The sequence below is a fragment of the Streptomyces otsuchiensis genome, from assembly GCF_004305975.1.
In the GTDB taxonomy this organism is placed as follows: domain Bacteria; phylum Actinomycetota; class Actinomycetes; order Streptomycetales; family Streptomycetaceae; genus Streptomyces; species Streptomyces otsuchiensis.
The window spans coordinates 1-11271 of the sequence record NZ_BHZI01000199.1 but is presented as its reverse complement, the minus strand read 5'-3'; the positions used below and the strand labels follow the sequence as shown (position 1 = coordinate 11271).

Annotated in this window: 10 protein-coding genes; 5 read left to right on the top strand and 5 right to left on the bottom strand. The window is 74.5% G+C overall.

Features of this window, described 5'->3' with window-relative positions; translation table 11 throughout:
- Nucleotides 1–64: 64 nt before the first annotated feature.
- Entirely contained in the window at nt 65–862 is a 798-nt protein-coding gene (ftsL, locus tag E0D90_RS28420; protein WP_174856220.1) for a cell division protein FtsL, read from the bottom strand.
- The gene (gene rsmH, locus E0D90_RS18360; protein WP_103501126.1) at nt 859–1836 is read right to left on the bottom strand and encodes a 16S rRNA (cytosine(1402)-N(4))-methyltransferase RsmH; all 978 of its coding nucleotides are present in this window, start codon (nt 1834–1836) and stop codon (nt 859–861) included. The genes ftsL and rsmH overlap by 4 nt, the downstream gene beginning before the upstream one ends.
- 303 nt (nt 1837–2139) lie before the next feature.
- Between rsmH and E0D90_RS18355 the strand changes: the two genes are divergently transcribed.
- From E0D90_RS18355 to E0D90_RS18340, 4 genes are all read left to right on the top strand, one after another.
- Nucleotides 2140–2655 (top strand): beta-class carbonic anhydrase, encoded by a 516-nt coding sequence (locus E0D90_RS18355; protein WP_130799291.1) that lies wholly within the window; start codon nt 2140–2142, stop codon nt 2653–2655.
- A gap of 129 nt (nt 2656–2784) precedes the next feature.
- On the top strand, nt 2785–3774 hold the full coding sequence (locus E0D90_RS18350; protein ID WP_130799290.1) for an AAA family ATPase: 990 nt from the start codon (nt 2785–2787) through the stop codon (nt 3772–3774).
- Nucleotides 3774–5045, top strand: a complete 1272-nt coding sequence (locus tag E0D90_RS18345) for a DUF58 domain-containing protein (RefSeq protein WP_130799289.1) — start codon at nt 3774–3776, stop codon at nt 5043–5045. The genes E0D90_RS18350 and E0D90_RS18345 overlap by 1 nt, the downstream gene beginning before the upstream one ends.
- Nucleotides 5046–5153: 108 nt before the next feature.
- Nucleotides 5154–7613 carry a transglutaminase TgpA family protein gene (locus tag E0D90_RS18340; protein WP_130799288.1) on the top strand — a complete coding sequence of 820 codons (2460 nt, stop codon included), beginning with the start codon at nt 5154–5156 and terminating at the stop codon, nt 7611–7613.
- Between the two features lie 187 nt (nt 7614–7800).
- Here the strand turns inward: E0D90_RS18340 and E0D90_RS18335 are convergent, their stop codons facing one another.
- The 3 genes from E0D90_RS18335 to E0D90_RS18325 form a co-directional block, all read right to left on the bottom strand.
- Nucleotides 7801–8208 carry an SCO2097 family morphological protein gene (locus E0D90_RS18335; protein WP_103501202.1) on the bottom strand — a complete coding sequence of 136 codons (408 nt, stop codon included), beginning with the start codon at nt 8206–8208 and terminating at the stop codon, nt 7801–7803.
- A 236-nt stretch (nt 8209–8444) separates the two neighbouring features.
- The gene (locus E0D90_RS18330) at nt 8445–9218 is read right to left on the bottom strand and encodes a class I SAM-dependent methyltransferase (RefSeq protein ID WP_103501203.1); all 774 of its coding nucleotides are present in this window, start codon (nt 9216–9218) and stop codon (nt 8445–8447) included.
- A gap of 295 nt (nt 9219–9513) precedes the next feature.
- Nucleotides 9514–9984, bottom strand: a complete 471-nt coding sequence (locus E0D90_RS18325; RefSeq protein WP_103504529.1) for an SAV_6107 family HEPN domain-containing protein — start codon at nt 9982–9984, stop codon at nt 9514–9516.
- Nucleotides 9985–10212: 228 nt separating this feature from the next.
- Here E0D90_RS18325 and E0D90_RS18320 point away from each other — a divergent pair, with 228 nt between their 5' ends.
- Nucleotides 10213–10911: a TetR/AcrR family transcriptional regulator gene (locus tag E0D90_RS18320; RefSeq protein WP_130799287.1), complete on the top strand. Its 699-nt coding sequence runs from the start codon at nt 10213–10215 to the stop codon at nt 10909–10911.
- The last annotated feature ends 360 nt before the right edge of the window (nt 10912–11271 follow it).

Sequence of the window (11271 nt, the reverse complement as noted above, 5' to 3'; positions counted from 1 at the left end):
TTGCTCAGCCGCAGCGGCTCACCGGGGCGGGCGGCCGGGCGGGGACGGGGCGGCCGGCTGGCGGTCACGGGGCGGCCTCCTCGGGCTGGGTGGTGCTCGCGGGTCCCTGCGGTGCGGTGCGGCCGTCGCCGCCGGGCTGGGGTCCGTCGCCGTCGCCGGGCGGGCCGGGCGCGGCGGTGGCCGTCCGGGCGGCCGGGGCGTCGTCGGTGGTGGCGTCGGGATCCGCGTTGCTGTCGGCGGCGGCGTCGGCGGCGTCCTCGGTGCCCGTCGCGTCCTCCGTGTCGGGGGCGTCGGCGGCCTCGGGGTCGTCGGCGGGGGCCTCCCCGTCCTCGGTGGCGTCCTCCTCCGCGTCCACGTCCTCCGCGTCCGTGCCGGCCTCGTCCTCCTCGGCGTCGCCGTCGGCGTCCCGGCTCTGGTCAGGACCCGGCTCGGCCTCCGGCGCGGGTTCCTCCTCCTCCGGCTCCTCCTCCGGCTCCGGCGCGGGCGCCGGCTCGGCGGTGCCGAGGACGGCGCCGTCGGGGGCGAGGAAGACCGGCGGGCCGCCGGGGACGAGCCCCAGTTCGCGGGCCTGCTCGGCGAGCGAGTCCGGCGCGGAGAAGCCGTCCACCTCCGCCTGGAGCCCCTGCTGTTCGTCGCTGGCGTCCTGCGCCTGCCGGCGCAACTCGCTGAGCTGGAACGATCCCTCGTTGAGGGAGGCGTTGAGCAGCAGCAGGAGCAGCATCCCGCTGCCCAGCAGCACCACGATCAGCAGGACGAACGGCGTGCGCGCGGCCGTCGAGGACGAGGAGCCGGAGGTCAGTCCGGTCAGTCGAGCGAGGCGCTGCTGCGGGCTCGTCGACGACCCCTTGCCCGCGGGACTCACGCGCGGGCCTCGCGGACGCGCTCGGCGGCGCGCAACCGGGCCGGGGCGGCGCGGCGGTTCTCCGCCACCTCGTCCTCGCCGGGGAGTTCCGCGCCGCGGGTCAGCAGTCGCAGCCTCGGCTGGTACTGCTCGGGCACCACGGGGAGCCCCGCCGGGGCGGTGCTGGCCGCACCGGCGGCCAGCACCCGTTTGACCAGGCGGTCCTCCAGCGAGTGGTAGGAGAGCACCACGACGCGGCCGCCGACGCCGATGGCGTCCACCGCGGAGGGCACGGCCCTCTCCAGTACCGACAGCTCGCCGTTGACCTCGATGCGCAGCGCCTGGAAGGTCCGCTTCGCGGGGTTGCCGCCGGTGCGCATGGCCGCCTGCGGCAGTGCCTGGCGGATCAGCGCGACCAGCTCGCCGCTGGAGTGCAGCGGGTCGGTGTCACGGCGCCGGACCACGGCCTCGACGATCTTGCGGGCGAACTTCTCCTCGCCGTAGACGCGCAGGATCCGGACGAGTTCACCGGGCGGGTAGGTGTTCAGCACCTCGGCGGCGCTGATCCCGGTGGTCTGGTCCATCCGCATGTCCAGCGGGGCGTCCTGGGCGTAGGCGAAGCCGCGGTCGGCCTCGTCGAGCTGCATCGAGGAGACCCCGAGGTCGAAGAGGACACCGTGGACCGGGCCGGTGCCCAGCCGCTCCAGCACGGCGGGGAGTTCGTCGTAGACCGCGTGCACCAGGGTGGCGCGGTCACCGAAACGTTCCAGCCGGGTCGCCGACAGCTCCAGGGCCCGCGGGTCGCGGTCCAGGCCGATCAGCCGGGCCTCGGGGAAGGCGTCGAGCAGCGCCTCGCTGTGGCCGCCGAGGCCGAGGGTGCAGTCCACCACCGTCGCGCCGGGCTCCGTCAGGGCGGGCCCCAGGAGCTCCAGGCATCGCTGGAGGAATACGGGACGGTGCCGGTCTGCTGCCGGCCGGTCGTTGGTGGTGGACATGGGCCTTCCGAAGGTGACCGCCGGGGCCGGCGAGAGGGGGAGAAAAGCGACACGGACGACGGGTGTGCGCAACCCTAGTCCACCTGATTCCCGGGTCAATCACTGGCGCTTCGCCGTGTGGCGGGGCGGCCGGGATGGTGCCGGTGGGGCGTCGCACCAGGTCGCGGAGGACCGGCGTGGCGTGATCCCTCTCACTCCGGGCGCGCCACGGCCGAGCGCGCCCGGTGCGCTCGCTGCGACGCGTGCGTCCCGGTTGACGGCGCCGGCGGCACGGCGGGCGGGCGCCGTACTAACGTCTGCCGCATGTCTATCTCGGTCACCGATGAGCTGGTCGCTGCCAACCGCCACTACGCCAAGGACTTCAAGGACCCCGGCATCGACGCCCGGCCGGTGCGGCGGGTCGCGATCGTCGCCTGCATGGACGCGCGCCTGGACCTGCACGCCGCGCTGGGTCTCGACCTGGGCGACTGCCACACGATCCGTAACGCCGGAGGTGTCGTCACCGACGACATCATCCGTTCCCTCACCATCAGCCAGCGGGCGCTGGGCACCTCCTCGGTGGTGCTGATCCACCACACCGGGTGCGGACTCCAGCAGCTGACCGAGGACTTCCGCCACGAACTCGAACTGGAGGTGGGCCAGAAGCCCAGCTGGGCGGTGGAGTCGTTCACCGACCTGGACCAGGATGTCCGGCAGTCGATGACTCGCGTGCGCACCTCTCCGTTCCTCCTGCACACTGATGACGTACGGGGGTTCGTCTTCGACGTGGCGACCGGTCTGCTCCGGGAGATCGCGCCCGCCCCCGAATCCGCCCCGTGACGATCGGGCCGGATTGTGTGAAGAATGCTGTCTCGCGGTTCGCGCCGCTCACCAGGACGGCGCGGCCCGACGACGGCGGCAGCACCCGGAGACACCGGGGAGAGCGGGGAAAGGGGCCGAGGAGTACCGGTGACGACCTATGAGGGGCAGACCAGGCTCAGCGAACTGAGCGCCACCGCGGACGCGGTACGGCGCTCGGTGGAGAGCGTCATCGAGGGCAAACCGGAGGTCGTGCGGCTCTCCCTGACCGTTCTGCTGGCCGAGGGCCATCTGCTGCTGGAGGACGTGCCGGGCGTCGGCAAGACCATGCTGGCCAAGGCGCTGGCCCGTTCCATCGACTGTTCGGTGCGGCGTATCCAGTTCACGCCGGACCTGCTGCCCTCGGACATCACGGGCATCAGCATCTTCGACCAGGAGCGCAAGGACTTCGAGTTCAAGCCCGGGGCCGTCTTCGCCCAGATCGTGATCGGCGACGAGATCAACCGCGCTTCGCCGAAGACGCAGTCCGCGCTGCTGGAGGCGATGGAGGAGCGGCAGGTCACCGCCGACGGCGAGACCCACGCGCTGCCGGACCCGTTCATGGTGATCGCCACCCAGAACCCGGTCGAGATGGAGGGCACGTACCCGCTGCCCGAGGCCCAGCGCGACCGCTTCATGGCGCGGGTCTCGGTCGGCTATCCCTCCCCCGAGGCGGAGATGCGGATGCTGGAGCTGCACGGCGAGAGCTCCCCGCTGGACTCGCTGCGCCCCGCCGTGCACGCCACGGACGTGGTGAAGCTGATCGAGGCGGTCCGCGAGGTCCATGTCTCGGAGCCGGTGCGCCGGTACGCGGTGGACCTGGTCGCCGCCACCCGCTCCCACCCGGAGCTCCGTCTCGGGGCGTCCCCGCGGGCCGCGCTCCAGCTGCTGCGCGCGGCGAAGTCCTCGGCCGCGCTCTCGGGCCGTGAGTACGTGCTGCCCGACGACGTGCAGGCGCTGGCCGTCCCGGTGCTGGCACACCGCCTGCTGCCGACCGCGCAGGCGCAGCTGAACCGGCACACCACCGAGCAGTTCGTCGCCGACATCGTCCACCGCACACCGATGCCCGACCCCTACGGCCAGCAGCGCCGGGGGTACTGATGCCGGACTCCGGGACGGAGAACCGGGGCCCGCTGCGGGCCGCCCTCAGCGGGCTGACCACTCGGGGCCGTTCCTTCCTGGCGGCGGGCGCCGCCGCCGGTGTCTGCGCCTACCTGCTGGGCCAGCCGGACCTGCTGCGGATCGGGGCGCTGCTGGCGCTGCTGCCGCTGCTGTGCGTGCTGGTGCTGCACCGCACGCGCAGCCGGATCACCGCGGCGCGCCAGCTGACTCCGGCCAGGGTGTCGGCGGGGTCGGAGTCACGGGTGCGGCTGCGGCTAGAGAACTCGGTGCGCGGTGTTCCCACGGGGCTGCTGATGCTCCAGGACCGGGTGCCCTACGCGCTGGGGCCCCGGCCGCGGTTCGTGGTGGACCGGATCGAGTCCGGTGGCCGCCGCGAGGTCAGTTACCGGGTCCGCTCCGACCTGCGCGGGCGGTACCCGCTGGGCCCGTTGCAGCTGCGGCTGGCCGACCCGTTCGGTCTGGTCGAGCTGAGCCGCTCGTTCACGGCGTACGACGTGATGACGGTGCTGCCCAAGGTGGAGCCGTTGCCGGCCAGCCCGCTGGGCGGCGACGCCGCCGGGCACGGTGACGGCGGGCAGCGGACCCTGGCGGTCACCGGCGACGACGACATCATTCCGCGCGACTACCGGCATGGGGACGACCTGCGGCGGGTGCACTGGCGCTCCAGCGCGCACCGCGGCGCGCTGATGGTGCGGCGCGAGGAACAGCCGATGAAGGACCGCTGCACGGTGCTGCTGGACACCCGGCGCCGTGGCTACGACGACGACGGCCCGTCCTCTGCGTTCGAACAGGCCGTCTCCGGCGCCGCGTCGGCCGTCGCCCACCTGATCGCGCGTGACTACGCGGTACGGCTGGTGACCGACACCGGTGCGGTGCTGCCGGAGCAGGACAGTGAGCGGCCGGACCCGACGGAGACCGGTGGCCTGATACTGGACGGCCTCGCGGTGGTCGACCACTCCGACGGCCACGGCTTCGAGGGCGCCCGCGAGACGCTGTCCCGGCGCGACCCGGGACTGGTGATCGCGTTCCTCGGGTCGGTCGGCGCGGAACCGGCCGAGCAGCTGGCCGGGTTGCGGCAGCGCGGTGGCGGCGCCGTGGCGTTCGTCGCCGCGGGCCAGCTGGACCCGATGCTGGAGGAGCGCCGCATGGAGCGGCTGCGGGAGCGCGGCTGGACGGTGCTGGCGCACCGTCCCGACGTGTCCCTGGCAGAGTTGTGGCAGTCGGCTTCACGGCAGACCCGGGGCCTGTAGGCGGGGGCGGCACCGCCGCGGCGGGCCGGTGCCCGGGGACGGGCGCGGCGGCCGGAGCGGGCGTGGGACGTACGGGGCACGGACAGGGAACGGCCGAGGAGAGGGATCATGGGCGGACGAGGCCGGATCACGGTGGTGGCCTGGGCTGCGACGCTGGCCACGGCCTGCGCGCTGCTGCCGCTGGTGGAGGAGCCGGGCTGGCTCTTCCAGGCGGCCCTGCTGCTGGCCCTGGTCAGCTCGGTGGGCGCGCTCGCCCGCTGGGGCGGGCTCGGCGCGGCCCTGACGGGCGGCGCCCAGGTACTCACCGGCGTGCTGCTGGTGACGGTGACCTCCGTCCCCGAGTACGCCGTCGCGGGGGTGCTGCCCGGCCCGGAGGCGTTGCACGAGCTCGGCGTGCTCTACACCCTCGGCGCGGACGACGTCGGCAGCTTCGCCTCACCCGCGCCGCTGACCGAGGGCATACGGCTGATACTGATCAGCGGCGTACTGCTGGTCGGGCTGGTCGTGGACCTGCTGGCGGTGACGCTGCGCAGCGCCGCCGCGGCCGGGCTGCCGTTGCTGGCGATGTACTCCGCGGCGACCGGCATCTCCCAGGAGGGCGCCCGCTGGGTCTACTTCGTCGTGGCGGCGGCCGGCTTCCTGGGACTGCTGCTCACCGAGAGCCGCTACCGGCTGGCCGACTGGGGCCGGTTCTTCCCCGGCCCGCTGAGCCGCGCCCCGGACGAGCCGGGAGCCACGCGCGTCTCCACACCGCGGCTGCGCACGGGCCGCCGGATCGGCGCCGCCGCGCTCGGTGTCGCGGTGGCCGCGCCGTTCATGCTGCCCGCCCTCGGCGAGGGGATCATCGACCCCTCCGGCCGTGGTTCGGGGGGCTCCGGCGGCAGCGGTGGCCTGGGATCGATAGCGGTCAACCCCGTGGTGGCGCTCCAGGACCAGCTGAACCAGCCGGTGAACCGCACCGTGCTCACCTATGAGACGGACGCCGAGCGTCCTTCCGAGCTGTACCTCCGGGTGGTCTCCCTGGACCGGTTCGACGGCCGCCAGTGGTTCTCCAGCGAGGCGACGACCGACGAGATCCCGGAGGCGCCGTGGCCGGTCGCCGGTCTCGCCGACGACGTGACCCGCACGGAGATCACCACCACGATCACCGCCGACCCGGAGTACGCGCAGCGGTCGCTGCCCGTGCCGGTACCGGCGGTGGACGTCGCCGCGGAGGGCAGCTGGCAGTACGACCTGTACTCCCGGACACTGCGCTCGGCGCGGCAGGGCCAGTCCAGCGCCGGTCTCACCTACGACGTGCGCCACCTGCGGGTGGAGCCGACGCCGGAGCAGCTGGCGCAAGCCCCCGCCCCGGTCAGCACCGTGATCGCGGACGACTTCACCCAGGTCCCGGCGGACCTCCCGGTGTCGGTGCGGACCACGGCGGAGGAGGTCACCGCCGGCTCCGCCAACGCGTACGAGCAGGCGGTGGCGCTGCAGGAGTGGTTCACCCGCGACGGCGGGTTCACCTACAACACCGATGTCTCGGCGGGCATGGGGACGGAGGCGGTCGCCAACTTCCTCGAACAGCGTGAGGGATTCTGCATCCACTTCGCGTTCGCCATGGCCGCCATGGCACGGACCCTGGACATCCCCGCCCAGGTGTCGGTCGGCTTCACCCCGGGCTCGCGGCAGGCCACGGGCGGCTACGCGGTGGGCCTGCACAACGCGCACGCCTGGCCCGAGCTGTACTTCGAGGGCGTCGGCTGGACCCGGTTCGAGCCCACCCCCGGCCAGGGCAGCGCCCCGGGCTACACCCGGCCGCAGCGGGACAACGCGGACCGCGCCGACTCCGAGCGGGAGACTCCGGAGAGCCCCGCGCCGGTGCCGGAGGAGAGCGAGGACGCGCAGACGTCCCCCGACGAGCCGCGCCGCTGCGACCCGATGCTGGAGCCGGAGGCGTGCGAGGCGCTGACCGGCGAGAACTCGGCCTCCGAGGACAACACCCTGGTGGCCTGGCCGGTGATCTGGGGCGGCCTGGCCGGCCTGCTGGCGCTGGCGCTGCTGCTGACGCCGATGCTGTGGCGGTCCTCGCTGCGCCGCCGGCGGCTGGCCCCGGGAGCGGGAGTCCTCGCGGCCTGGGACGAACTCATCGACAGCGCCTGGGACATGGGCGCACCACCGGCGGCGGCCGAGACGCCGCGCCAGGCGGTCCGGCGGATCGTGCGCGCGGGCGGCCTGGAGGGCGAGACGGAGGCGGCGGCGCACCGGGTGGCGGACGCGGTGGAGCGGCATCTGTACGCGCCGGGTGGCGCGGAGCGGGACAGCCGGGGGGCTCCGGGGCCCGGCTCCGGCGGTCCGAGCGGTCGCGGCGGTCCGGGCGGTCCGGTGGCCGCCGACGTACAGGCGGTGTCCGAGGCGCTGCGCCGGGTCGCCACCTCGCCGGCGGCGCGGACGTACGCGCGCCTGTTTCCGCCCTCCTCCATTCGGGTGACGCAGCGGGTGGCGGAACGCTACAGCGCCGTGTCGGCGCGTTCGGGTGAGCGGCTGCGGCGTCTCGTACCGGCCGGACGGCACCCGCGCGGCTGAGCGGGGCTGGTGTCAGCGGGCGGCGGCCGGTCCGCCGCCCGTCCCCCGCTCTCGCGAGGGGTGGGGGCTCCGGGCGAGCGCGCCGAACGGCTCCGGCCGGCCCCCTCGGGGCAGCGGAAAGCCCGGAAGCCGACGGCTTCCGGGCGGGCGGAACGTGGACGACCGGGCCACAGGGCCCGGTCGTGGTTCAGCGGTCTCGTTCGTCGCGGCGCTTCTGCCAGCGGTCCTCGATGCGGCTCATCACCGAGCGACGCTGCTTCGGCTGCTGGCTCTTCCGGGCGCCCCGGCCTTTGGCGGCCTCGGCACCCTCTCCGGACGCCGCCGCCGGCGTCTTCTTCCAGCCGGTCACGGCGAGCACGGCACAACCGAGCATCACCAGGAACCCGACGACGCTCAGCCACGGCTGCTGGGCCACCATGCCACCCATGAGGAGCACGATGCCCACCAGAAAACCGGCAGCGGCCTGGTAGACCCGCTTGCGGGTGTACGTGCGCAGCTCACTGCCCTCGAGCGCTGTCGCGAACTTGGGATCTTCGGCGTACAGCGCTCGCTCCATCTGCTCGAGCATGCGCTGCTCGTGCTCCGAGAGCGGCACGGGGTCCTCCTACTCGTCGGTCGCGGTGGCGACCGGATCCGACTCTTACAGGATAGGCAGGGAACGCTCCCTGTGAAAGCCGCCCCTAACGCATTTTCGCCCACCGCGTCCGCCACGACCCGGGCAGCCCCTGGGATGGACGAGTCCTTCCCCCGGGGCCCCTCCGTCATGCCGACGGGCTTAGGTCCGATATTACGTCTGATCCTAAAGGAACGGACGCGCGTTCAGGGGCTCTGCTACGGCTGTGACCGCTCGGCGAGCAGGTGAAGTTGCCCGGCGATCGACTGGAAGGCCGGAACCGCCGCGGCCTCCGCCTCCAGCCTGGTCAGCGCGGCCAGCGCGTCCGTCTCGGTGTCGACCAGCGCCCCCGGCACCAGATCGGCGAAGACCCGCACCCCGTGGACCGCCAGCGGGGTGAGACCGACGGCGCCGGCCAGGGCCGTGAGCTGGTCGGCGGTGAAGCGGTGCGGCACCGGGTCGGACTCGCCCCAGCGGCCGTCCGGGTCCGTCAGCGCCTGCCGGGCCTCGGTGAACCGTCCGGCCAGAGCCCGGGAGAGAACGGCGCCGCCGACTCCGGCGGCGAGGAGGCTCAGGGTGCCCCCGGAGGCACGGAGCGTCTCGGCGACGGCGCCCAGTGCCGCCCGGGGCTCGTCGGTGTACTCCAGCACGCCGTGGCAGAGGACGAAGTCGTAGCGGCCCCGGCCGGCCACCTCGACGAGGTCGCCGGTGTCGCCCTGGACACCGCGGACCCGGTCCGCCGCGTCCTCCTCGGCCGCGCGGCGCTCCAGCGCGAACAGCGCGTCGGGGCTGGGGTCGACCACGGTGACCGTGTGGCCCAGGGCCGCGACCCGTACCGCCAGGCTGCCGCTGCCGCCGCCGGTGTCCAGGACCTCCAGCGCGGGACGGCCGGCCGCTGCCGCGCGGCGGTCCAGCGCTTCGCGGAGCAGCTCCCAGACGACCCCCGTGCGCAGCGCGGTGTGCGGGCCGGGCGCGGTCGGTTCAGACGGCATGGTGGGTGGCTCCTCGTGCGGAACGGCGGTGCGGGGGCGGGCGCCTCCACCTTATGGCCTGCCGCGCGCCGCGGACGCGCGGCGTCACACCCTCCGTGCCCTCCGCCGGGCGGCTGCCGCCCGGCGTGATCTTCTGTCGGCGCCCGCGGCGCCGAGTGCGCCCGGCCGGGGCCTCCCTGCCGACGGGACCGCGCCGCCGTGCGGCTCACCCGCACGGGTGGCGGCCCGGCGCGGACGTGACGGCGCTCCCCAGGCGCTCCTCCCGGGTCGGCCCCGCAGGCGCGGCGGGGCCGCGTCAGCCGCCGGTGCCCTCGGCCGGACCCGGCTGACGCGGCAGCGTCGGCTGGTGCGGAAGCATCGCCTGCACCAGCCGCACGAACATCCCGGCTGAACGCGCGAGTTCATCGGCCTCGCGACGACCGACCACGTCCCGGATACCGGCCTCGACCCGGGCCCGGCGCACCGCGCTCGCCGCGAAGAGCACGGACCACTCCCCCAACTCGGGGGCCGCCTCCGGCAGGACGTCCCACACGCTGCGTATACGGCGGCGGCCGCGCTCGGTGTTCTCCGGGCGGCCCCGCACGGCCAGCACCGCGGCGGCGGCGCGCAGTGCGGCGAGGTGGACGGCCACATAGGCGTCCCCCGGATCCTCGCAGCCGGCGGCGGACTCCAGTCCGCGTTCGGCCTGGGCGAGCAGGTCGAGCGCGGCCGGTGGTGCCTGGGCTCGACGCAGCACGGGGTGCACGTCGGCCGGACTTCCGGTCATGACGAACCTCCTTCGTCACTCGGCGGTCCGGCGGTCCCGGGCGGCCGATGGTGCCGGCCGCCCGCTCCCGGCGGACTTTTCGCATCCGGACACATGCTGACGCATGGCACTGACAATCCGTGCCCGCTGGAGCAAACGCCGGAACCTGACTGGTGCGGCGCACATCGAAGGTGGTGCCATGTGGCGGGTGTGGCGCCGAACGCGGCACCGGGGAGGGAGAATTGGCATATGACAGGCATCCGGGGCCCGCGGCGGACCGCGACCCGGCAGCGGCTCTACGACGCGGCGGCCGCGCTCGTCGCGGAACAGGGCTTCTCCGGCACGACGGTCGAGGAGATCGCGGAGCGGGCGGGCGTGGCCAAGGGCACCGTCTACTACAACTTCGGCGGCAAGACCGAGCTGTTCGAGGAACTGCTGGCCCACGGCTGGGGACTGCTGGGCGCCGCGCTGCGGGAGGCCGCCGACCGGTCGTGGCAGCGGGGCGACTCCCCGGGCGAGATCCTCGACGCGCTGGTGCGGGGCGGGCTCGCCTTCTGCGCGGAGCACCCGTCGCTGGTCCGGGTGTGCGTCGCCGAGCTGTGGCGGCCCGGCCGGCCGTGGCACGCGACGGTCACGGCGGCCCGGGGCAGGTCGGCGCTGGAGATCGAGCGGGTACTGCGGGCGCGGACCGAAGGGGACGGAACCGGAGGACGGCGCGCGGCGGAGCCCGGTGACGGGCCGCCCGGGGTCCGCGAGCCGGCGCACTCCGCGCCGGAGGCCGGGGCAGGCCCCGCCGAGCCGGGGGCGGCGGCGACCGGGGTGCTGGGCGTCCTGCTGGTGACGGCGCTGGACTGGCAGTCCTTCCAGCCGCACCGGTCGCTGGAGGAGGTGCACGCCGCGCTGTCGCCGCTGCTGCCCTGTGGGCACACGGAAAGCGGACGGCCGTAGTCCCGGTCTCCCCCGGAACGGTCACGGCCGCCCGCGTGTCCCCCGTGGGCGGTTGCCGTCCGGCAGTCCGGTCGGCGTGGTCGACGCCCCCGGCCGGTCCCCCCGGTCGGCGTGGTCGACGCCACGGACGGCCACCACCGCTCCGCCGCCCCGTGCCGGCGGTTCGGTGGACGTTCGCCCTGGTGATCACTGTGACGGAGCGGCGGTCTCCGCCACATCCGCGCGGATACTCAGACGGGTACTCAGATCGTCTGGGTACCCGCGGCGGCAGCGCGAACCGCCGGGTGCGGCGGGGGGGCGGGCTCTTATACACATCTCCCAGCCCACGAGAAAAAAGGGAAAATCGTAAGCCGTCTTCTG

Coding starts and splice junctions, on each gene's coding strand:
- E0D90_RS18325 (WP_103504529.1), bottom strand. CDS start 9,984: ATGACCGGAAGTCCGGCCGACGTGCACCCCGTGCTGCGTCGAGCCCAG.
- rsmH (WP_103501126.1), bottom strand. CDS start 1,836: ATGTCCACCACCAACGACCGGCCGGCAGCAGACCGGCACCGTCCCGTA.
- E0D90_RS18355 (WP_130799291.1), top strand. CDS start 2,140: ATGTCTATCTCGGTCACCGATGAGCTGGTCGCTGCCAACCGCCACTAC.
- E0D90_RS18345 (WP_130799289.1), top strand. CDS start 3,774: ATGCCGGACTCCGGGACGGAGAACCGGGGCCCGCTGCGGGCCGCCCTC.
- E0D90_RS18340 (WP_130799288.1), top strand. CDS start 5,154: ATGGGCGGACGAGGCCGGATCACGGTGGTGGCCTGGGCTGCGACGCTG.
- E0D90_RS18320 (WP_130799287.1), top strand. CDS start 10,213: ATGACAGGCATCCGGGGCCCGCGGCGGACCGCGACCCGGCAGCGGCTC.
- E0D90_RS18330 (WP_103501203.1), bottom strand. CDS start 9,218: ATGCCGTCTGAACCGACCGCGCCCGGCCCGCACACCGCGCTGCGCACG.